The sequence below is a fragment of the Providencia sp. PROV150 genome, assembly GCF_028481025.1.
In the GTDB taxonomy this organism is placed as follows: Bacteria; Pseudomonadota; Gammaproteobacteria; order Enterobacterales; family Enterobacteriaceae; genus Providencia; species Providencia hangzhouensis.
The window spans coordinates 71,623-95,390 of record NZ_JAMPPJ010000002.1; the positions used below are offsets into that span (position 1 = coordinate 71,623).

The 23,768-nt window shown below is 38.7% G+C and carries 18 protein-coding genes; 11 read left to right on the forward strand and 7 right to left on the reverse strand.

Annotation, left to right across the window (positions count from 1 at the left end; genetic code table 11):
* Positions 1–5: 5 nt before the first annotated feature.
* On the forward strand, positions 6–218 hold the full coding sequence (locus PSE83_RS02505) for a YnbE family lipoprotein (protein WP_050763751.1): 213 nt from the start codon (positions 6–8) through the stop codon (positions 216–218).
* Positions 215–544: a YdbL family protein gene (locus PSE83_RS02510; RefSeq protein ID WP_153673452.1), complete on the forward strand. Its 330-nt coding sequence runs from the start codon at positions 215–217 to the stop codon at positions 542–544. Before PSE83_RS02505 ends, PSE83_RS02510 begins: the two co-directional genes overlap by 4 nt.
* 79 nt (positions 545–623) lie before the next feature.
* On the opposite strand, the gene PSE83_RS02515 is transcribed toward PSE83_RS02510, so the two are convergent.
* Entirely contained in the window at positions 624–1,223 is a 600-nt protein-coding gene (locus PSE83_RS02515) for an FMN-dependent NADH-azoreductase (RefSeq protein WP_272660622.1), read from the reverse strand.
* 215 nt (positions 1,224–1,438) lie between these two features.
* On the opposite strand from PSE83_RS02515, the gene hrpA reads away from it, so the two are divergent.
* Positions 1,439–5,338 (forward strand): ATP-dependent RNA helicase HrpA, encoded by a 3,900-nt coding sequence (hrpA, locus tag PSE83_RS02520; protein WP_004254849.1) that lies wholly within the window; start codon positions 1,439–1,441, stop codon positions 5,336–5,338.
* 297 nt (positions 5,339–5,635) lie between these two features.
* Here the strand turns inward: hrpA and PSE83_RS02525 are convergent, their stop codons facing one another.
* Together PSE83_RS02525 and ydgH are read right to left on the reverse strand one after the other, a co-directional pair.
* Positions 5,636–6,976: a basic amino acid/polyamine antiporter gene (locus PSE83_RS02525; protein ID WP_004254844.1), complete on the reverse strand. Its 1,341-nt coding sequence runs from the start codon at positions 6,974–6,976 to the stop codon at positions 5,636–5,638.
* 352 nt (positions 6,977–7,328) lie between these two features.
* Entirely contained in the window at positions 7,329–8,279 is a 951-nt protein-coding gene (gene ydgH, locus PSE83_RS02530; protein WP_004254841.1) for a DUF1471 family protein YdgH, read from the reverse strand.
* 385 nt (positions 8,280–8,664) lie between these two features.
* On the opposite strand from ydgH, the gene pntA reads away from it, so the two are divergent.
* Positions 8,665–10,194 carry a Re/Si-specific NAD(P)(+) transhydrogenase subunit alpha gene (pntA, locus tag PSE83_RS02535; protein ID WP_004254837.1) on the forward strand — a complete coding sequence of 510 codons (1,530 nt, stop codon included), beginning with the start codon at positions 8,665–8,667 and terminating at the stop codon, positions 10,192–10,194.
* A 13-nt stretch (positions 10,195–10,207) separates the two neighbouring features.
* Positions 10,208–11,596 carry a Re/Si-specific NAD(P)(+) transhydrogenase subunit beta gene (pntB, locus tag PSE83_RS02540; RefSeq protein WP_094960629.1) on the forward strand — a complete coding sequence of 463 codons (1,389 nt, stop codon included), beginning with the start codon at positions 10,208–10,210 and terminating at the stop codon, positions 11,594–11,596.
* Between the two features lie 131 nt (positions 11,597–11,727).
* Here pntB and PSE83_RS02545 read toward each other — a convergent pair whose 3' ends face one another.
* Entirely contained in the window at positions 11,728–12,924 is a 1,197-nt protein-coding gene (locus PSE83_RS02545; RefSeq protein ID WP_004254829.1) for an MFS transporter, read from the reverse strand.
* A gap of 169 nt (positions 12,925–13,093) precedes the next feature.
* Here PSE83_RS02545 and PSE83_RS02550 point away from each other — a divergent pair, with 169 nt between their 5' ends.
* A complete protein-coding gene (locus PSE83_RS02550; RefSeq protein ID WP_004254827.1) occupies positions 13,094–13,717 on the forward strand; it encodes a TetR/AcrR family transcriptional regulator in 624 nt (207 codons plus the stop codon).
* 70 nt (positions 13,718–13,787) lie between these two features.
* Here PSE83_RS02550 and uspE read toward each other — a convergent pair whose 3' ends face one another.
* Together uspE and PSE83_RS02560 are read right to left on the reverse strand one after the other, a co-directional pair.
* Positions 13,788–14,735: a universal stress protein UspE gene (uspE, locus tag PSE83_RS02555; protein WP_036957775.1), complete on the reverse strand. Its 948-nt coding sequence runs from the start codon at positions 14,733–14,735 to the stop codon at positions 13,788–13,790.
* Positions 14,736–14,860: 125 nt separating this feature from the next.
* Entirely contained in the window at positions 14,861–15,616 is a 756-nt protein-coding gene (locus tag PSE83_RS02560; protein ID WP_004254821.1) for an FNR family transcription factor, read from the reverse strand.
* 364 nt (positions 15,617–15,980) lie between these two features.
* Here PSE83_RS02560 and PSE83_RS02565 point away from each other — a divergent pair, with 364 nt between their 5' ends.
* The 5 genes from PSE83_RS02565 (at position 15,981) to PSE83_RS02585 (ending at position 21,592) form a co-directional block, all read left to right on the forward strand.
* Positions 15,981–16,991 carry an NAD(P)H-quinone oxidoreductase gene (locus PSE83_RS02565; RefSeq protein ID WP_004254816.1) on the forward strand — a complete coding sequence of 337 codons (1,011 nt, stop codon included), beginning with the start codon at positions 15,981–15,983 and terminating at the stop codon, positions 16,989–16,991.
* A gap of 404 nt (positions 16,992–17,395) precedes the next feature.
* Entirely contained in the window at positions 17,396–19,336 is a 1,941-nt protein-coding gene (locus PSE83_RS02570; RefSeq protein WP_112307149.1) for a pyridoxal phosphate-dependent decarboxylase family protein, read from the forward strand.
* A gap of 20 nt (positions 19,337–19,356) precedes the next feature.
* Positions 19,357–20,565 carry a tyrosine transporter TyrP gene (tyrP, locus tag PSE83_RS02575; protein WP_164565300.1) on the forward strand — a complete coding sequence of 403 codons (1,209 nt, stop codon included), beginning with the start codon at positions 19,357–19,359 and terminating at the stop codon, positions 20,563–20,565.
* Between the two features lie 279 nt (positions 20,566–20,844).
* The gene (locus PSE83_RS02580; RefSeq protein WP_164565299.1) at positions 20,845–21,396 is read left to right on the forward strand and encodes a PadR family transcriptional regulator; all 552 of its coding nucleotides are present in this window, start codon (positions 20,845–20,847) and stop codon (positions 21,394–21,396) included.
* Positions 21,389–21,592, forward strand: a complete 204-nt coding sequence (locus tag PSE83_RS02585; protein ID WP_004254804.1) for a hypothetical protein — start codon at positions 21,389–21,391, stop codon at positions 21,590–21,592. Before PSE83_RS02580 ends, PSE83_RS02585 begins: the two co-directional genes overlap by 8 nt.
* A 224-nt stretch (positions 21,593–21,816) precedes the next feature.
* On the opposite strand, the gene PSE83_RS02590 is transcribed toward PSE83_RS02585, so the two are convergent.
* Positions 21,817–23,562, reverse strand: a complete 1,746-nt coding sequence (locus tag PSE83_RS02590; RefSeq protein WP_272660623.1) for an ABC-F family ATP-binding cassette domain-containing protein — start codon at positions 23,560–23,562, stop codon at positions 21,817–21,819.
* Positions 23,563–23,768: the final 206 nt, after the last annotated feature.

The following is a 23,768-nucleotide window of genomic DNA, read 5'->3' on the forward strand; positions in this document are numbered from 1 at the left end:
TAAGAATGAACGTGAAAATATTAAAATTCACTACAGCTATATCGATTGTATTGTTGTTATCAGCTTGTTTGCGAGTTGAGGTCGCAACACCGGATAAGCCCATCAATATTAATATGAATGTAAAAATTGAACATGAAATCCAAATAAAAGCGGATAGGCAAGTAGAAGAATTATTGAAAGAAAATAGTGATTTGTTCGGTGAGGTAAACCCAAAATGAATCGAATAATCAAAGTATTTGCCCTGTGTTCGTTATTGACTACCTTTCAGGCTATAGCAATAACGGTTGATGAGGCCAAAGAAACAGGTCTATTAGGGGAAACGTTATCGGGGTATTTAGCTCCAATTAATACGAGTAATCCAGAGGCTACTAAACTAGCGGCACAAATTAACCAAGAACGGGAAAAAAGGTACAGCGAAATTGCTGCAAAAAATAATCTAAAAACAAATGATGTCGCAAGGATAGCAGGACAAAAACTTGTAGAACGGGCTAATCCTGGGGAGTTTGTGCGCGGAATTAATGGTCAATGGTTACAAAAGAAATAAAAAGCGCACTCAGAAAGTGCGCAAGATATAGCAATGGTAGCTTTGGGTTTTAACAATACCATGCTTAAAAGGATATATTTTAAGCAATAATGGTATTTATATGGCTTTGTGCTTGTTGATGTGCTCGTTCGACTGACTCTTGGCCTAACGACGTGCCTTCAGCAAAAACGAACTCAACGTCGGTAATACCAATGAAATTTAGAAATAGTGTTAAATAAGGCACCATGGTATCTGTTGGTGTGTCTTTATAAATACCGCCTCGACTCGTTAATACATATGCGCGCTTGTCTTTTAATAAGCCAACAGAACCTTGTTCTGTATATTTAAACGTGTGCCCTGAGCGAGCGATAAAGTCGAAATAGTGTTTTAAATGAGAAGAAATCGTAAAGTTATACATCGGAGCTGCAATAACAATCACATCGTGAGCTTTAATTTCCTCAATCAATGCATTTGACAGGTCCAAATGTGCTTGTTGTTGTTCTGTTTTCGTGTCACTTGGACCAAAAGCTGCTAAAATTTCACCGTCAATCGCTGGAATTGGCTCTTTGACTAAATCTCGTACAGTTACTATATCTGCTGAGTGTTTTTCCTGCCATTGTTGAATAAAGTAATCTGCCATTTTATTGCTTTGTGAATAGTCAGCCAGAATACTTGATTTCAATAGTAATACTTTACTCATGTGTTCCTCTATTTTTTAGGTAAAACTTTATTGGTAATAATACGTGATGTGTAACTGATTGATAGGAAAAATATTAGATAGCTTTCTTCAAAAAAATTGATGGTATTTTTATGTGATAACAACAATTAAAAATAAAAGCGAAATTTAGCCCTCACAAATTGCGAAGCTGATTGGCTATCGTGTATTGAAATTTATTAAAGATAAGGATTCAACAGGTGAAATCCATACTGACAGCATTAACCGCTGATATTGGACAAACTTCATTACGTGACCAATGGTTACTGAAAAAAAGAGTGCAAGGTATTGCAAAGATCCAGAACGAAAAATCGCGCTCTGCGGTACTTGATGCTATCAAAATAGATATTGAAAAGGCAAAGCAAAAGGTTGAAATTAAAAGATTAAATGCGCCTAAAATTGTGTATCCGGATAATTTACCGGTTAGCCAGAAGAAAGATGTCATTTTAGATGCCATTAAAAAACATCAAGTTGTTATTATTGCTGGTGAAACTGGGTCAGGTAAAACAACGCAAATCCCCAAAATTTGCCTTGAACTTGGCAGAGGGGTTCTAGGATTTATTGGTCACACTCAACCAAGACGTTTAGCCGCGCGCTCAGTTGCGTCACGCTTAGCTCAAGAACTTGAATGTGAATTAGGTACAAATGTTGGTTATAAAGTACGCTTTAGTGACCAAGTGAGTGAAACAACGCAAGTCAAATTGATGACTGATGGTATCTTGCTTGCAGAACTACAAAATGACAAACTGCTGCTGCAATATGACACAATTATTATCGATGAGGCTCACGAAAGAAGCCTGAATATCGACTTTATTTTAGGTTATTTACGTCAATTATTACCAAAACGTCCTGATTTAAAAGTTATTATTACATCAGCAACCATTGACCCTGAGCGTTTTTCGAAGCACTTTAGTCATGCCCCAATTGTTGAAGTGTCTGGGCGTACCTATCCTGTTGAAGTTCGTTATCGTCCTATCATGGGAGACCAGAACGATAGTGACCGTGACCAAATTGATGGGATAATTGATGCGGTAAATGAACTATCGGTTGAAGGTAATGGCGATATATTGATTTTCATGAGTGGTGAGCGGGAAATTCGTGATACCGCCGATGCGTTATCAAAACTTTCTTTACGCCACACTGAAATCTTACCTCTTTTCGCAAGGCTCTCGAATAGTGAGCAAAATCGTATCTTCCATCCTCATGGGGGACGGCGGATCATTCTTGCAACAAACGTAGCAGAAACATCATTAACTGTACCGGGTATCAAATATGTCATTGATACCGGTTATGCGCGAATCAGTCGTTATAGTTACCGTACCAAAGTACAACGTCTTCCTGTTGAAGCCATTTCTCAGGCTTCAGCTAACCAACGTAAGGGGCGCTGTGGCCGTGTTTCTGACGGGATTTGTATTCGATTATACTCAGAAGATGACTTCTTATCACGTCCAGAGTTCACGGACCCTGAAATTTTACGGACGAATTTAGCGTCAGTTATATTACAAATGACTTCTATTGGTCTTGGTGATATTTCTGCATTTCCATTTGTGGAGGCTCCAGATAAACGTAATATCCAAGATGGTGTGAAATTACTGGAGGAGCTAGGTGCCATTAAGTCCCATAAACAGGCGGATAAAGGGTATCAACTAACGGATACGGGTAGACAACTAGCCCAACTTCCTGTTGACCCAAGGCTTGCTCGGATGGTGATTGAAGCACGTAAACACGGTGCCGTACGTGAAACAATGGTGATTGTTTCTGCATTATCAATTCAAGACCCTAGGGAGCGGCCGTTAGATAAACAGCAAGCTTCTGATGAAAAACATCGTCGTTTCCATGATAAGCAATCAGATTTCTTAGCTTTTTTAAATCTTTGGGATTACTTAAAAGAACAACAAACGCAGCTTTCTAACGCTCAATTTAGAAAAATGTGTCGCCAAGATTTTCTTAATTACTTGCGTATTCGGGAATGGCAAGATTTGTATACCCAATTGAGGCAAGTGGTGAAAGAGCAAGGTTTTGCCATTAATAGTGCGGAGGCTGATTTTCGTAGCATTCACGTTTCGTTATTGGCTGGGCTGCTTTCACATATTGGACAAAAAGATGCAGATAAACACGAGTTTACTGGGGCTAGAAATGCACGTTTTACTATTTTTCCTGGGTCGGGTTTATTTAAAAAACCACCGAAATGGGCAATGGTTGCGGAACTTGTTGAAACGTCGAAATTATGGGGAAGAATTGCCGCATCAATCGATGTTGAGTGGGTTGAACCCTTAGCACAACATTTAACTAAACATAGTTATAGTGAGCCTCATTGGTCTAAATCTGAAGGCGCGGTAATGGCATCAGAAAAAGTGACTTTATATGGGCTACCCATTGTTACATCAAGGCAGGTTAATTATGGGAATATTGACCCGTTATTATGCCGTGAATTATTTATTCGTCATGCATTGGTTGAAGGGGATTGGGTCACACGCCACGCATTCTTTAAAGAAAATCTGAAATTATTATCTGAAGTCGAAGATTTGGAGCATAAATCACGTCGGCGTGACATTTTAGTTGATGATGAAACGTTATTTGCATTTTATGACCAAAGGATTCCGAATGATGTGATTTCCTCTCGCCATTTTGATAATTGGTGGAAAAAGGCATCTAAGCAACAATCTGACTTGTTAAGCTTTGAAAAAAGCATGCTGATCAAGGAGGATGCGAGTAATGTTTCGGCTCTTGATTACCCAAACTATTGGTATCAAGGGGATTTGAAATTTCGGTTGAGTTATCAATTTGAGCCAGGAACTGATGCAGATGGGGTGACTGTCCATATACCACTTGCGATATTGAATCAGGTTCAGAATATTGGCTTTGATTGGCAAGTTCCGGGACTGCGTCATGAGTTAATCGTTGCTTTAATTAAATCATTACCTAAACCAATTAGGCGAAATTTTGTTCCTGCACCTAACTATGCTTCTGCATTTTTAGAGCGAGTCCCTGAGCCTGAGGGGAGTGTATTGGATAAACTTGAACGTGAATTACGCCGTATGACAGGCGTCACTGTTGAACGTGAATCATGGCAGTTAGAGCAACTTCCCGCCCATTTAAAAATGACATACCGTGTTGTAGGCGACAAAAATAAAACCGTTGCGGAAGGGCAAAATCTTGATGAGCTAAAAAATAGCCTAAAAGAAAAAGTGCAAGAAACGTTGTCTGAAGTTGTAGATGACGGTATTGAGCAACATGGGTTACATATTTGGAGTTTTGGTGAATTACCTCAACGCTATGAGCAAAAGAGAGGCGGATATTCCGTTAAAGCTTATCCTGCATTAGTCGATGAAAGAAATAGTGTTGGTATCAAGGTGTTTGAAACAGAATTAGAACAGCAGCAAGCAATGTGGGCTGGGGTGCGTCGATTATTACTGCTAAATATTCCATCGCCAATTAAGTATTTACATGAAAAACTACCCAATAAATCAAAATTGGGTTTGTACTTTAACCCCTATGGCAAGGTATTGGAGTTAATAGATGATTGTATTGCTTGTGGTGTCGACCAAATAATCTCTGATTTTGGTGGCGCGGTATGGAATGAAGAACAGTTTGAAAAACTGAAAGAGCTTGCACGGGCAGAATTAAATGATGTGGTTGTTAATATTGCTAAGCAAGTTGAACAAATATTAACGGCGGTGTTTGCAATCAATAAACGTCTAAAAGGGCGGGTTGATTTTTCGATGGCAATAGCGTTATCGGATATAAAAACACAAATGTCGAACTTAGTGTTTAAAGGTTTTGTGACTACTCATGGTTGGAAACGCTTACCTGATATTCTTCGTTATTTAAATGGAATAGAGCGGCGATTGGAAAAACTAGCTATTGATCCTAACCGAGATCGTGCACAACTGAGTAAAGTAGAGCATGTTCAGAATATGTGGCAGCAATGGTTAGTAAAATTATCTCCAGTTCAGAGAAATATGCCAGAAGTCCAAGAAATTCGCTGGATGATTGAAGAACTGAGAGTCAGTCTGTTTGCCCAGCAGCTTGGAACGCCATACCCAATTTCGGATAAGCGAATTATGCAGGCGCTGGAACAGTTATCTCAACAACTGTAAGCCTTATTTTGATTAATTAGCGCTTCACGTATTCTGTATGTGAAGCGCTTTTCATTTTTAGTTGACCTTAATTGTTTAGTTACAACATACTAATGAATGATAAAAATATAAGCATCGAAGCTCATACAACAGAAATTTTAACCAACAAAGGAGAGGGGAAATTGTAAAGGAGGGCGAAAATTGTGAAGGAAATTACGACTAGAAAATTATGGAGTGATTTAGTAATCAAAAAAACAGGATGTTGCAGTAAATGAAGGCTTAAATTTATGGGTTAAAATTAAGCCCTCGTTTCTAAAACTAGGCAACCAAATAATAGAGCGCAGGGATAGCGCCGATAGCAATGGCATATGCCATGATTTTTTCAATCGCTTTTAATGGCATTTGGTTGGTTTGCTGCTGGCGAGCATAGAAAAATACCAAAATACCAGGGGCATATAAAACGACGGATAATAGTAAATTGATTAACCCTGATGCATAAAGCAACCATAGACCATAAAGACTGGCAATAGCTCCAACGGCAAGTAATGCCTTATTATGACGTTCAAAAGCTACTTTTACTAAAAATGCACCAACAAGGAAATAGGGGACTAAAATCATTTCAGAGGCAATGGTAAGCAATGTATTGTAATTACTCCCACTAAGCCAAATAAGAACCAAAGATAGCTGAACTGCACCATTAGTGAGCCATAAAGAAGATGATGGGGCATCATTCTTATTTAATTTATTGAATATTTTAGGAAATGATTGGTATTGGGCTGCAATATAAGGTACTTCAGCGGCCATAATAGTCCAACTGAGATAAGCCCCACAAACAGAAATAATTAGGCCCGCTGCAATAATAATATCACCACTCGAACCAATTAAACTTATCATGAGAGGGGCCATGGATGGATTTTTTATTTCTGCAAGTTCAGCTCTAGGCATAATACCTAAAGAAAGTAAGGTCACTAGAATATAGATAATTAAAGCAGAACTCACAGCGAAAATTGTTGCTAAGCCAACATCGCGGCGGTTTTTCGCTCGTGCAGAGACGACAACGGCACCTTCGATACCAATAAATACCCATAGTGTAATCAGCATGGTATCTTTGACTTGCTCCCAAACAGGAACGCCAAATTCGATACCACTAAAATCTGCATTGAAAATATCAAGTTTAAACGCAAAAAAAGCCAATACAATAAATAAGCCAAGGGGAACCAATTTTGCCATTGTGGCAAGTTTATTAATTCCAGCGGCTGTTTGTACTCCACGAAGAACTAAATAGTGCACAAACCAGAGGAGTATTGATTCTCCGACTAGGGCTTGCCATGTATTCCCATCACCAAAAATAATGTTGTCAGGAGTATCAGTAAAAAAACTGATTGCTGCGAATACGATAACAAGATAAGACACATTCGCAACTACTGCACATAGCCAATAACCCCACGCCGAGCAAAAACCAATTAATTCCCCGAAGCCGACTTTGGCGTAAGTAAATATCCCACCGTCAAGGTCAGGTCGTATGCGAGAAAGCAACAATAAGGCAAATGCTAAAAAAAGGATGCCCACACCGGTAATTGACCAACCGATTATTAATGCGAGAGGGCTAGCCACTTCAGCCATATTTTGAGGGAGACTAAAAACACCGGCGCCAACCATTGAGCTAAGAACTAGCGCAGTTAGTGCGGTAAGACTCAAAGTATTTTTCAAAGTAAATCCTGAACGTTCAGAAATCAAAAGTTAAAATGACGTTAAAGTGCCATTACAATAATGAGTTTAACTAGTAGCCATTAAAAAAGCAGATAGAATGACTGCATGTTTTCAGAGTGTGGATTCTACGAACGAAATGACAGATATGCAATGGTAATGTATGCATTTTTTAAGATGTTTTATGCACTTTTTCAAAAGAGTGAGGATGAATAGAGTAAAGGACGAGATATAATCTAAAGTGAGAGTCTAAAAACAAAAAAACCAGCCGAGTAGGCTGGTTTTAACATCACATAAATTAGGACTATTTAAACAAGTCAGCACTGATAGTGACACTGCCACCATTAGATTGCCATTCTCTTGTAATATGAAAATATTTAGCCCCTTTCGCTTCCGCACGTTTTGCTATTTGGTAACGTACTTCAGGTGTATTGGTGTAATATCCAGAGAATGTAATAGAGTCAAATGGGACCATTTGTGCAGCTGCTGTTTTGTTGACCTCTTCGATAACATAACCACTTGGCAGAGTCACACTAGTACGACCCGGTTGACTGCTAGAGGTTTCAAAGAAGCGTCCGACTGCGGTTGTTGGTTCTTCAGAAGATGCAACACCAGGAATGCGAACTTTTTTAGCCGCTTCACCGCCCTCTGCTAACAGAGCACGACCAGCGTCAGAATCGGCAGGAACCACTGCGTCTTCATTAAGAACTTGTCGTTTCGGTGCATCTTTCTTATAGATATAAGCAGTTGCTAATGTATTTCCACCATCATTCATTGCGATATTACGAACCACATAGAACGAGGCAGCATTTTTCTCAAGTGCTTTTTTGGCGATAGCCTCATATAGGTCTGGTTGAGAAGGGTAAAAACCGCTTACAGTAACAGTATCAAAAGGCTCATATTCTGTTGCGTCAGTTTTTGACATTTCCTCAACACCACCGAATACACGACGTTTTGGTGTATCAACTTGTGGTGCGTCTTTTGCGTAGACATCAGCAACAACACGCATGTTGCCGCTATCACCTACATCATCAAGGCTTTGAATGTAAAAGGCATATGCCCCCATTTTATCAGCCCTACGGGAGACTGCATCGGATGCTTCATAAATAGCATTAAAGCGCCCGGTGACTGTTATACGCTCATAAGGTTTTAATTCAGTAGCCTGTTTTGGCGTCAATTCAACAGCCGCCTGAGTAGCAGTTATACTAGTTAATGATAACACCGCGGCTGCGATGACCGTAGTTTTCAGCTTCATACAAAATCCTTCCGCCTTGCGCAATTTATTATAAACATGCTGAATCTTAGTTGTATCACATGTACGTGATTATTACACGTAACGGAACCTGTTGTCTCATGATTTTATTTTTATGAGAAATAAATAATTATTGACTAGTTAAATTTACCAGATTTTTTAAAGTATCCAGTATTTTATTGACCTAAAACTAAGATTTTCACTGCGAATTCCATTTACTGTCTAAGAATCGTGATCAATTATGGATCAAGAAGCTTATTTTCAGTAGGTTATTAGAACATTAAAAATCTGTTTAGGCACAAAATAAGACTTTTCTCTGTGATGACAGTCATTATTTTAGCAAACACTCTATTAACAACATTACGTTAGGCATTAAAAAGGGAACATTATGCGTATTGGTATACCAAGAGAACGACTTGCCAATGAAGCGCGTGTTGCAGCTACACCATCTACAGTAACTCAACTTCTTAAGTTAGGTTTTTCTGTCTGTGTAGAACAAAATGCGGGTCATTTAGCCAGTTTTGACGATGTAGCATACGAACAAGCGGGGGCGGAAATCGTTGATCGTGATACTGCATTTGCTGCGGATATCGTTTTTAAAGTCAACGCGCCACTGGATGATGAAATTCCTCTATTAAAAGAAGGAGCGACTCTGGTGAGTTTCATTTGGCCAGCACAGAATGCTGAGCTAATGGAAGCTTTAAAAGCTAGGAAAATTAACGTGATGGCGATGGATGCGGTACCACGCATTTCACGTGCTCAATCACTTGATGCGCTTAGCTCAATGGCGAATATTGCCGGCTACCGTGCAATTGTTGAAGCTGCTCACGAATTTGGCCGTTTCTTTACGGGGCAAATTACGGCCGCAGGTAAAGTTCCTCCAGCGAAAGTCATGATCATCGGGGCTGGGGTTGCAGGCCTTGCTGCGATTGGCGCTGCTGGTAGTTTAGGTGCCATTGTGCGTGCCTTTGACACTCGTCCTGAGGTGAAAGAGCAAGTTCAGAGTATGGGGGCTGAATTCCTTGAATTAGATTTCAAAGAAGAGGCCGGTAGTGGCGATGGCTACGCCAAAGTAATGTCAGAAGCATTTATTAAAGCTGAGATGGAACTGTTCGCTGCACAAGCGAAAGAAGTCGATATCATTGTAACTACGGCACTGATTCCAGGTAAGCCTGCACCTAAATTGATTACCAAGGAAATGGTTGAATCAATGAAGCCGGGGAGTGTGATTGTAGACTTAGCGGCGCAAACTGGGGGGAACTGTGAGTTAACCCAAGCTGACAAGCTGGTTGTGACTGACAATGGCGTAAAAATCATTGGTTATACCGACTTACCAAGCCGTTTACCAACACAATCATCGCAGTTATATGGAACAAACCTCGTTAACTTGATGAAGTTATTGTGCAAAGAGAAAAATGGTGAAATAGACATTGATTTTGAAGATCTGGTAATTCGTGGGGTCACTGTGATTAAACAAGGTGAAATCACTTGGCCAGCGCCCCCAATTCAGGTATCTGCTCAGCCGCAGGCGAAACCGCAAGCGGTGGAAAAAGTTAAAGCGCCTGAGAAAAAGATGTCACCAACGGTAAAATATGGCTTGATGGCATTAGCTATCATCTTGTTTGGTTGGTTTGCTAATTCAGCACCAAAAGAGTTTTTATCGCACTTTACTGTATTTGCTTTAGCTTGTGTGGTTGGTTATTACGTGGTGTGGAATGTGACTCATGCATTGCATACACCGTTAATGTCAGTCACTAACGCTATTTCAGGGATCATCGTCGTGGGCGCCTTGCTCCAGATTGGCAGCGGTGGCTGGGTAAGCTTCTTATCCTTTATCGCCATATTGATCGCGAGTATCAATATTTTCGGTGGGTTCACTGTAACTCAACGCATGTTAAAAATGTTTCGTAAAGGGTAAGGGGTAACTTATGTTGTCGAGTGGAATTGTGACAGCAGCTTACATAGTTGCTGCTATCCTATTTATTTTCAGCCTTGCGGGGCTATCCCGTCATGAAAGTTCCCAACGTGGGAATACTTATGGCATTATCGGGATGGCTATCGCCTTGATAGCCACTATTTTAGGTCCTCACAGTGCTAATGTGGGCTGGATGATCGTTGCGATGGTCATTGGTGCTGTCATTGGTATTCGCTTAGCGAAAAAAGTTGAAATGACAGAAATGCCTGAGCTGGTGGCTATTTTACATAGTTTCGTCGGTTTAGCTGCAGTGCTGGTTGGTTTTAACAGCTTTATCGCAAGTGAAGGGCACGCTGATGTTGTGATGGAAAACATTCACTTAACTGAAGTTTTCTTAGGGATCTTCATTGGTGCAGTTACCTTCACCGGTTCAGTAGTCGCTTATGGTAAATTATCAGGGAAAATGTCATCAAAACCGATGATGTTACCTAATCGCCATAAACTGAATTTAGCGGCGTTAGTGGTTTCATTTATTCTGTTAGTGATTTTTGTTAAAACAGAAAGTGTCGGCTTGCAAGTCTTCTTGATGCTAATTATGACCGCGATAGCTTTGGCTTTTGGCTGGCATTTAGTCGCTTCAATTGGTGGAGCGGACATGCCAGTGGTCGTTTCAATGCTGAATTCGTATTCAGGTTGGGCTGCTGCAGCGGCAGGTTTTATGTTAAGCAATGACTTGCTGATTGTCACAGGGGCATTGGTCGGTTCTTCAGGTGCGATTCTGTCCTATATTATGTGTAAGGCGATGAACCGTTCGTTTATCAGTGTTATTGCAGGAGGCTTCGGTACAGATGGCTCTTCAACAGGCACAGAAGAAGAAATGGGTGAGTATCGCGAAAGCACCGCAGAGGAAGTCGCTGAAATGTTGAAAAACTCAACATCAGTAATTATCACTCCGGGGTATGGTATGGCGGTAGCACAAGCACAATACCCTGTTGCGGATATCACCACTAAATTACGCGAACGTGGTATTAATGTGCGTTTTGGTATTCACCCTGTAGCTGGGCGTTTACCTGGCCATATGAACGTATTATTAGCCGAAGCTAAAGTACCTTATGATATCGTATTGGAAATGGATGAAATTAATGATGATTTCTCTGATACCGATACCGTTCTTGTTATTGGTGCTAACGATACGGTTAACCCAGCGGCTCAAGAAGATCCAAACAGCCCAATTGCAGGTATGCCAGTTCTTGAAGTTTGGAAAGCAAGCAATGTCATTGTATTTAAACGTTCAATGAATACAGGCTATGCTGGGGTACAAAACCCATTATTCTTCAAAGAAAATACACAGATGTTGTTTGGTGATGCGAAAGATAGCGTTGATGCAATCTTACGTGCATTGTAATTTAATGAGTTACTAATTCATTTCAAAATAATTAGTAAAGTAAATAAGAAGGGGTGATTGGTTAATTCCAGTCACCCCTTCTTGATATTTGAGAGTTAAATCAGTTTATGTGATGCAGCCTTATAAACGCATCATTTGAGGCAAAATCGAGCGCAATTGGTTAGCCCTCGAGCAAAGGTAAACACTAATAAAAATGCTAGTGTTGATATTATGAGCATGCTCATCATGAGAACTCCGCCATTGAAATGGTCCATGACGTATCCTCCTACTAGACTGCCAATAGTAATTAGAATTAAAAACATAAAGGTAATAAGGGCGGAACCTTTCTCAGTTAATTCCGGAACATGAACGTGCATCCACATATTGATTGTTGCAGGAACCATACCCGCAGCGATCCCCCATGAAAAAACAAATATGATACTGGTCGCCCAATTAAAATCTAAAACAGATAATGCGAGAAAAGCTAAGGCTAATAAAAGTGCACTAATCGCGAAATTATAACGAACATTATATTTTCCGACATAACCCGCCAGTATATTGCCAACTACGCTGGCCACCCCAAAAAAGAGCAATAGTGCTGAAATTTGTCCTTCGATAAAACCTGCGGTTTGTTTAAAGAACACCGTAAAATAATTATACGCAGAGAAATGTGCTAAAAAAATCAGTGTGAATATAATTAACCCTTTACGCGCAATAGGGTGCGATGGCATCAATAACAATTCCTTCCATTGCATAGACGAAGAAGGTTTTAATGATGGTAAAGAGAAATACTGCATTAAAAACGCGACAGCACCTGCAATAACCAGCGCAATATAAGGCATTCTCCAACCATAATTATCAGATAACCAAGCGCCTAGAGGTACTCCGAGCACGGTGACTAATGTGACGGCTGAAAAGAATATTGTTACGGATGTGGTTATTGACATATTTTTAGGTGCTAGACGTATCACTAAGCCTGCTGCAACTCCCCAAAAACCCCCTAGTGCAATTCCTAATGCGAATCTACCTAATAAAACTAAACTAAAATTAGACGCGAAAGCCGTAATTGCATTAGCTAATATCATGAGAGCAACTAAGAAAAGTAAAACTTGGCGTCTATCGATATTTTTTGCATAAATGGGGACAAATAGGGAGGATGCCATACCTGCGATAGATGTGACAGTGACTGTAAGCCCTGCGGTACCTGTTGATATTTGAAAATCATAAGCGATGTTATTTAGCACGCTAATGGCTAAAAACTCACCAGTAACAATAATGAAGCAAGCAAAAGTTGCAGATAATAGTGAAAGCCAGTTACCATTATGCGAAGAAATATGAGTTGTTGTCATGCGCTTTCCATGAAAGTTAAGTAGTTTACAAAAAAGAATGATTTTATAGTGACCGCTATAAAATCATGGCGCTATTGTTTATGTGAATTTAGACGTTGTCAATTATTTTTATAATGATCACTATAAAATAGTTGTGGTATAGTGAATTGACTGCGAGTAAAGTGAGAATATGAATCAAATAAAACGCGGGCGGCCTAAAGGCTTTGACCAACAAGATGCACTAGCTAAAGCCATGCTATTGTTTTGGCGAAATGGCTATGTTGCAACCTCAATTAGCGATTTAACTCAAGAGCTAGGTATCACAGCGCCTAGCCTTTACTGTGCTTTTGGTGATAAAGCATCGTTGTTTAATCAATGTATTGATTATTATTTGATGAATGAAGCTTGTCCTATTTTGTCTATTGTAAAGCAAGCCAAAACAGCGAAAATTGCAATTGAATTGCTGATGTATGAAAGCGCTAAAAGGCTAATTCAGCCAAACAAGCCTGCAGGTTGTATGCTGATTACAGCGACAATGAATGGGTCAAAGCAAATCGAAGATGTGCAATTAAACGTCCAAGAAAAACGGAAAAGTTATCAGGAAATTCTACTGGCACGTATGCGTAAAGGTATTGATGATGGTGATGTTGCTCCAGATGCGCCGATTGAAGCTATCGTTGATTTTTATATAACGGTAATTGATGGTTTTACCATACAAGCTTGTGATGGAATTGATCTTGAAAGACTTAATCAAGTCATTTTTAATGCTATGCAAGCTTGGCCGATACTTAGTCAAAGTTCAGTTCAGCAATAACTTAGCCATGATTAAATTAAGCCCCAATAACATAAATATTATTGGGGCTTAATAAGTTTTAGATGATTAGCTAATCATCATCAGCAGGGTTGATAGGACAAACAAAACCGTCAGGTTTAATCGCTAATAAATCACATTTTAGCTTATCGATGACATGCTCCGCGGTATTCCCCAAAAAAGCCGCTGAAATGCCTGTGCGGCCTAAAATACCCAGTACCACAACCCCAGCGTGCAATTCTTCACACATATCTGGAATAATTTTTTCAGGTAAGCCTTCACGGACATGGGTATATTTTTCATCAATCCCAAATTTTTGCCGCAACTCTTTCATCGCAATTAAATGTTGGCCGCGTAGTGCGTTGTTATATAGGCTCGGGTCGAAATCAGGTAACTCTATGGCAATATTCATAGGAGCAACAGGATATGCACTCACTAAATGGATTTCCTGTTCCTTAATAATGCGAGTTGCTAAATCTTTTGTTTTTTCGACCAATTTGATATTGAGGTCATCGTGATAAGATTCCTCATTTGATAAGTTAACGGCGACAACCACTGAACCGTGATCAGGCCATACTTTGTCTTTTACCATCCAAACGGGAGCAGGGCATTTTCGGAGTAAATGCCAGTCTAGTGGGGTAAAAATAATCGACTCAAAATTATCGGTTTGATGCGCCATTTTCAGTAACAGGTCATGTTCACCATTTATTACTTCCTGAATAATGGCCTCATATGGCTTGTTATGCCAAATAACTTTAATTTCAATATCAATGCCCGCTTCAAGATAGAAATGAGCTTGTTGTTTGATCCACGCTGCTTTTTGGCTTATTACACCTTTGCGCATGGCATTACGTTCTTCAGGAGAAAGTAAGGTTGTCATGTCATAGGAAAGGTCGTAGATAGGCAAAAACGCTTTTATCCGTCCACCATTACGCTGCACGATGTAGACAGCACGTCTTAATGCAGGTTGATCATCCTGATTTGGGTCAATTGCAACTAGCAGGTTTTTATAGTTTGCCATATTGAAATCCTCTCGATACACGGATATTTCCATATAGATAAACTATGATATTGAGATTAAATAGGCAAGAAATCTGGAGAAAAAAATGAAAACGGATCACTGATAACGTGATCCGTTTAGGGATATTAGCATGTAATTGCTGAAACTTTACCAGCGATATCAGTCAGTTTAGCCATATCCTCGATAGTGATGTACTTACCTTTAACACTTAGCATGCCACTTTTTTGGAAACGTCCTAAAAGGCGACTAATGGTTTCAACTGTTAAGCCAAGATAATTACCGATATCTCCACGAGTCATGGTTAATCTAAATTCTCTTGGTGAAAAACCACGTTCCGCAAAGCGGTGAGAGAGGTTAAGAATAAATGCAGCTAAACGCTCTTCCGCATTTTTCTTAGATAATAAAAGGATCATTTCTTGATCACCTTTAATTTCACCGCTCATTAAACGCATAATTTGCTGACGTAAATTAGGCATTTTGCCTGATAAGTCGTCTAAGGTTTCAAAAGGTATTTCACAAACCATTGAGGTTTCAAGTGCTTGTGCAAAACTTGGGTGCTGTGTATGAATGATAGCATCAAAGCCAACAAGGTCTCCTGCTAAGTGAAAACCAGTAATTTGCTCATCGCCTTCTTCGGTTATTGTATAGCTTTTTATTGTACCTGAGCGGATGGCATATAATGAACGCAATTCATCGCCTGCTTTAAATAAAGCTTGGCCTTTTTGAATTGGTTTTTTGCGTTCGATGATATTATCAAGTTGATCCAGTTCATGTTCATTCAGCGTAAAAGGAATGCAAAGTTGGCTAATACTGCAATCCTGACAATGAATAGCACAACCACCAGACTGGATGCGACGAACAACTCTTTTTTCTGGGATCATATTTAAGGCTCAATCAAGTTAAAATTATTGATATGAGTCAATTTTAACATAAGATAATGCAACTAGTAAGTAGTAATGTATGACAGAATCGACTTAATAAACAAAAAAGCCAATCAGAAGGCATGTGAGAAATTAGTGAATTTAGATATTCATGCTAAATTAAAGAAGATTACTAAGTATATAATTTGATATAGATTAAATTTTAGCCTCTAAACGAGAAAAAGATGACTTACATCATCATAGTAGTTACTACTCTAAACTGTCGTAATTAAGCACGAAATATTAAACTAATTAGCATTAATTTAACACAAAAATAAATTTAGGAATATCAATTTTTCAAATTAACCTCAAAAAGGAGAATATAATGGCACTTATCCAACAGTCTTTACCCACCTCGATGACAGTTGTAGACATTATAGAACCTGGTGGACCAGAAAAGCTGCGATTAATTGATATACCGTTACCTAGAATTTCTGCAGGGTATTTGCTCGTTAAGGTGGAAGCTGCGGGGGTTAATCGCCCTGATATTTTTCAGCGTAAGGGGTCTTATCCTCCACCGACAGATGCTTCTCCGATTATGGGGCTTGAAATTGCAGGAACTATAGTTGCCAAGGCGGATGATGTAGAGGAATGGCAGCTCGGAGACAAAGTTTGTGGACTGGTTGCCGGGGGAGGTTATGCAGAATATTGTTTAGTGCATAAAAACATAGCCTTACCGTTAGGGAATTTATCTTTTATCGAGGGTGCAGCGATACCTGAAAACTTTTTCACTGTTTGGGCAAATGTTTTTCAAATAGGCAAACTTAAAAAAGACGAAACGGTACTTATTCACGGTGGAACATCGGGAATTGGTAGCGTGGCAATTATGTTAGCAAAAGCCTTTGGCGCAACAGTGATTACTACTGTTGGTTCAGAAGACAAAGTTCAAGTTGCAAAATCGTTAGGCGCAAATTGTGTTATTAACTACAGAAACGATGATTTTGTTGAAGCAACACTCAATTATACCTCTTCTCGAGGTGTTGATATGGTCGTAGATATTATCGGTGGTGATTATGTTGCGAAAAATTATCAAGTTGCTGCTAAATTTGGACGAATAATTCAAATTGGTATGATGAAAGGTAACCCTAAAGAGTTAAATATGATGCCTTTAATGGTAAAAAGATTAACTCATACGGGATCAACAATGCGTTCTCGAACTATTGAGGAAAAAGCAGTGATTGCCCAAGAACTAAAGAAACAAGTCTGGGGGTTGTTACAAAATGGTGAAATAAAACCTATTATTAACAAAATATATCACTTGTCTCAGGTGCGAAGTGCCCATGAATATATGGAATCAGGTGATCTTGTTGGGAAAATTGTTTTGCTAAACAGTTAATTGGATTTACTTTCTGCGGTTTTCACTATTTAACTTTAGTTCTTTAAGAGCAGTGAAAATCGCACCATCTATAACAAATTTTTTACATATTCAAGCTTTTTCAGCGTAAAAATCTCTTTACAGTTGAATAAATTTTGTTTTTTTGTGCTTGTCCACAAATCAGAATGAAATTCCTATTAGTTTATTAATAATTTAATAGAAATAGATTATATCTATAAATAAGTTGGCCATTAACGGTTTGTTTATCAATAATTAATGCTTAAATGATATTTTTAAATGTATATCATTAATATATTGATATCTTTTATATAAACACAGCCCGTTATGCACTTTCCAATGATATTAAGTTAAGTAACTTAAGTGCAATTAGCACCCGTTAATTGTAGTTTGAAGGTGTAGTAATGATAAATAATTTTAAAAATTCAAAAATAAATGTAGATGCATTATTTTTAGGTCCTAAATCTGAAAATGCTGTCTTTTTCAAAGAAATGATGGAGTATTCAGTTAGTGAACATATGCATTGGCGCTCCAGCTATCATCCTGAAGATCCTGATCTTATCTCTACTGTTGACCGTTATGCTCCCGAGTACCGAGATACGCTTTATCGTACTGAAGGCATTCTTAATCAACTCTCTTCAAAATTAAAAACAACATCGGTTCCATGGTTCTCCCCCCGTTATATGGGGCATATGAATGCAGATACACTGATGATTTCTAATTTGGCTTATGTCATGGCGATGATGTACAACCCCAATAATTGTGCACAAGAATCTTCACCAACGACAACAGTTTTAGAAATAGAAGCCGGGTTAGATTTATGTGCCATGTTTGGTTATGACGTACAACATGCTTGGGGACATATTACATCTGGTGGAACGGTTGCTAACTACGAAGGATTATGGGTAGCTAGAAATATTAAAACGTTACCGTTAGCGATTATGCAGCATCCAAAATCCCAATACTTGCTAAAGGATAAAACTGAAAAAGAGTTACTCAATCTCTCAGTTTCCGCGGTTCTAGATTTAATTGACGAGTTAAAGAAACAACAAATTTTTGAGGAAATTCGTGATTTAACCTGCCGTGGTGTTGGAATAGAACAAGGAAAACTCGGTAAGTTATTGGTACCGCAGTCTAAACACTATTCATGGATGAAAGCGATGGATATTCTTGGTTTAGGCCAACAGAATATTGTGCAATTACCCGTTGATGCAAGTTATCGAACAGATGTACGTAAAATGCGTGAAACGGTATTTACATTAATTGAGCAAGGGGAGCCAATTTTAGCGGTAGTTGCCGTTGTTGGTACCACAGAAACTGGCGCAATAGACAATGTCAGAGAAGTTATTGAGCTACGACGTGAATGCGAGCAACGTTTTGGGGTTTCTTTTTATGTGCATATCGATGCTGCTTACGCGGGATACGCTTGTGCGATGTTTCGCGATGAAGAAAACCAATTTATGGAGTATGAGAATTTACTCCAACGCTATCATAGTGAAGGGATTTTTCCTGAAAATATGTTGTGGCCAAAACGTGATGTTTATGAAAGCTTTAAAGCATTAAGCCAAGCGGACTCGATTACCGTTGACCCACATAAGGTGGGGTTTATTCCTTATGCGGCAGGTGCAATTTGTATGAAAGATAAGCGGATTGTGGATTTAGTTTCTTACCATGCCGCTTATGTATTTGAAGAGGTTCAAGAAAAGCAGCGTAAAACAGAAAAAACACAAAATGTATTATTGGGCTCATCTATTATGGAAGGGTCAAAAGCGGGCGCAACCGCAGCAGCGGTATGGGCTGCACATCGCTTAGTTCCGTTAAATGTTTTAGGGTATGGAAAAGTGATTGCGGCTGGGGTCATCACTGCCAATTGGATGATTGATAAAATTAATCAATGTGAGCCTTTTATTATTGAGGAACGTCAATTTTCAATTATAGCGATGCCAACGCCCGATTTTCACATGATTAACTTTATGTTTCGTGAAATTGGCAACACCTCTTTAGAAAAACAAAATCAATTAAATAAACGGTTATATGAATTATGCTCTTATGCGGCAGGCCGGAGTTATTCTAATGATTTTCTCACCTCATCAACCTCGCTAACTTATGAAGAATATGGCGATAATCCATTGAATCTATGTCGAGATGCACAATTCTCTGATAGTGAATGGCATAAAGTACGGTCGATTTATGTGCTACGGGCGGCAGTCATGACACATTGCCTGCGTGATAGGGCACATTTTGAAACCTATTGGGCAGAGTTAAAAAATATTTTTGAAGACAAATTACAACAACTCATTAATGAAGAAAATAAGTTAAATCACTCTAATTATAAAATTAATATTTAATTGATTGTTAGGATCTCAATATGAAAAATCGCACACTTGGTAGTGTATTTATTGTTGCAGGTACTACGATTGGCGCAGGTATGTTAGCCATGCCTATCGCTGCCGCGGGTAATGGTTTCTTAGTGAGCCTCGCTATGTTATTAGTGTTGTGGGCATTGATGTGCTACACGGCGTTACTTTTGGTCGAAGTTTATCAACATGAATCTCACGAAACTGGGATCGGTAGTGTTGCACAACGGTACTTAGGCTCTAGTGGCAAATTTATTACGGGTTTTAGTATGATGTTCCTGATGTATGCATTGACAGCAGCTTATGTCAGTGGAGCAGGGGAAATCATTACATCAAATTTGAAAAGTAGTTTTGCTATTGAAATGGCAGATTGGATGGGAATTGTTGTATTTACCGTCATTGGTGGGGGAGTTGTATGTTTCGGGACTTCATCCGTAGATTTTATCAACCGTATTTTATTTGCTGCAAAAATTGTTTTCTTAGTCATTATATTGGCATTAATGATGCCGCATGTTGAGCAACAAAATTTATTAGCTGCCCCAACTGAAAAAATACTTATTTTATCTGCTATACCGGTGTTTTTTACCTCCTTTGGTTTTCATGGTAGCGTCCCAAGTATCGTTAAATACATGGGGGGAGATGTCAAAAAATTGCGGGTTATTTTTATTATCGGAAGTGCTATCCCGTTGATTGCTTATATTTTATGGCAAATCGCAACATTAGGGAGTATTGGTACAACCACATTTGTTGGTATTTTGGCGGAAAACGCAGGGCTTAATGGATTATTAGATGCAATTAAAGATGTGGCTCAATCAGGAAAAACAGAGTTAATTGCACAAATGTTTATGAGTTTGGCGCTTGCGACATCTTTCCTTGGTGTTGCTTTGGGGTTATTTGACTTTCTAGCGGATTTATTTAAACGTCAAGATAATGCGTCAGGGCGTCTACAAACAGGTTTGCTCACCTTTGGACCACCACTAGTTTTTGCTTTATTTTATCCTAAAGGGTTTGTGATGGCGTTAGGGTATGCCGCAATCGCACTTTCAATACTGGCTTTATTATTACCTAGTGCTATGGCATTTAAATCAAGAACATTAAACCAACGGAAATATCAAGTGTTAGGCGGTGGATTAGGTCTTTCATTAGTATTTATTTGTGGAATTATAGTCATTGGTGTTCAGTTAGGGATTGTTTTCAACATATTACCTAATATTGGGTAATTGCACTTCGCTTCTATAGCCAGCCAACATACCGACGGCTGGCTTTATCACTTCAAAAATAGGTTAATTTCATATCTATTGCCAACTTTACTCAGTTAGACAATTTACCGCACATTTTTTACTGTTGTGTCGGCATTTAGTCGGTATAATCCATATAAGAATGATTATCATTAGCACGTTATGCATAAAAATAGATATATCTAAAGCTGGCATTTTCTGTAAAAGTAACTATCATATTAGATATATCGGTTTTTATATAAATAACCACTGAGAATTTTAATGGCAAATGAACAACAACTCGAGCCGTGTTTGTGCAACGGTAAAAGTGTCAGTCGTATGTTTAACCCTAAACAGTTAAGGATTTATATCCTACATTTACTGACAGGGGGAATTAATTACGGTTATGAGCTAATAAAAAAAATTGCAGAAGAAACGGCAGATTTTTATTGCCCAAGCCCAGGTGTGATATATCCAACTCTGACGTTATTAGAGGAGTTAGGGTTTATTTCGGCGGGTAAAGATAATGGAAAAGGGCGTAAGTGTTATGTCATAACGCCAGAAGGTCGCTGTTTTTTATTACTCAAAGCTGAAATATTGGCAGAAGTTCAACTAAAATTAAAATATGCTCAGGAATTAAAAGCAGGTAATCAATTCGCTAATGAAATTGAATGCGCTGTAGATAAATTTAAGTCATTGTTGAGACACCAAATCGTGATACAACAGTTGACGAAAGAAGAGACAACAAGAGTCGTTGAGATCATTAACCGAGCAGTGGAACGTATTGAGCAAGTCAATGCAGTGTTAGTGGCAGAGGGAAAATCAAATGGCTAAAACGAATGATATTATACAAGCAAAAGAGCGTTTATATATGAAAGAGACAAGCAAAATACCACAGAGCAACGCCCCGGTTTCATCTGAAAATGAACCGTCTGTGAAGACGAATAAAGACGTTAAATTTAAAGAGGTTGTATGCCCTAATGTGCCAACTTCATATTTTAAGCGAGCAAAGAAACAAAAAATAAAATAACCAATTAGATAGTTTACAAAATCTTTATTCACTTAAAAGACATAAAGAATAAACCTTATTTATTTTCTTATTGATGAATAACGCGACTCAGTCTTCTATTATTCCATCAATAAGGTAAATTTTAGGGTGCATATAATTATTTTGTAAACTTTAGCTATGATCCTATATCAATATATAACTTCATAAAAAATCCCCTGATCACTTAACGTAACCAGGGGTATCGGTTACAAGCCCAATTTAGCGTGTATTTGGGCTATTTCGTTGATCCACTGCTGCTGTAATTGCGGTTTTTGGTGGTTTAATTTGCGTTTTTGATCCGCAAGTAGCTTTTGCTCCAATATCAGCAATGTTTCTAACAACTCATCTTCATGAGTAGCTTCCTTACTGAGAATTTCAATCGTTGATTTAGAAGGGGCATTTTCCCCAAGCGTAGACGTTAACACTTGCTGGGATTGCTGCTCGATTTTATGATAAATATCATCAGCATTAAGGTATTCCTCTAGCCGATTATCATCGATAAACCAGAAGCGTTGGCAGCTATTTTCAATGAGCCATTTATCATGGCTTACAACCAATAATGCCCCAGAAAATAAGCTAATTTGCTCACAAAGTGCTTCCTTGCCTTCTAGATCAAGGTGATTGGTAGGTTCGTCCAATAAAATCAACTCATACTGAGCTAAACTTAAACCAATAAACAATAATCTAGCGCGTTCACCACCGCTCAGTGTTGCCACTTTCTGTTGGTGACGATTATAGGCAAAACCCGCTCCAATTAATGCCATTTTTCGTTGTTCATCGGTTAAAGGTGAAAAATGACGTAGTGCATCTAATAGGCTATCATTATCATTTAACTGCTCTAATTGTTGGTCATAATAACCAGCACGAATTGCTGGATGAAACTTCAATTGTGAGCTATAGCGTAAATTTTGTTGATAATGTTGCCAAAGTAGACGTAATAGTGTTGATTTACCACAGCCATTGGCTCCCATGATAGCGATACGATCACCACTTTTCACTTGATGAAATGCCGTTTTAAATAACTGATTTCCATTCGGTGTTGAAACAACGGTGTTTTCCAACTCTAAAACTCTATCTGCAGGAATAGCTTTGCCATTTAAAGCAAGCTTCCATTGATAGCCTTCAGTTAGCTCAGTTTGGGCATCTTTAAGACGGTCAATATGTTTTTCCATCTGTTTAGCTTTGCGTGATAAGGCTTCATTGTCATACACATGCCCCCAAATCGCTAAACGCTTGGCACTTGATGCAATACGGTCAATTTCTTTTTGCTCTGCTTGATTACGGCGTGCATCAGTGATGTCTTTTTCACTTAATGCTTGCCGTGCTGCACTGCAAGGTAACCGATAAAAATGTAATGATTTATCTCGTAAAATCCAAGTACAGTTACTGACTTTATCTAATAACGATTGGTCATGGGAAATTAGCACAAAACTCCCTTTCCATGACTGTAAGAAATTACCTAACCAAATAAGTGTGGGCAAATCTAAATGATTACTAGGTTCATCGAGTAACAGTAAATCGGGTTGTTCAATTAAAGCACGCCCCAGCAGCAAACGTGTATGTTGTCCTCCACTGATTGCATTCGCTTTTTGTTCCCATTGTTCAGGTGTAAAACCTAATTCTGATAATAAAACTTCAGCCCGCCAGCGCTCAGTGGCTTTATCTTGTTCAGGGAGTTTTTGAACAAGTGCATCAATCAGAGTCAAACAAGCGATTTTATCGGGTAAATGTTGTTCAATATAAGCAATAACACAATGATTTGCATAGGTAATACTGCCACTATTAGGAAACAGTTGTTGGGTTATTAGCTTCAATAATGTACTTTTTCCACTCCCGTTATGGCCAATTAAACCAATGCGGTCACCTTGTTGGATGGTAAAAGAAATATCGCTTAATAAGGTAGAGGTTGAAGTATCGTAATTTAATGATTTTACAGTTAATAAAGTGCTCATAGCTTACTCAAATTTTAGGCGAAAAAACGCCAGGGTATAGTCGTAACGACAACCCAGTAAGCTGAGGGAAGATTTTCTTTAGTGGCTTCGCTCAGGCAGGGTTATCGCAGTATAAAACTGTGAAAGCCTGAGCTCTGGCGATTACCAAAGAAGTGTGAATATTCAATAAGATCACACAACAACATAAATTAGCCTCCTTAATATTC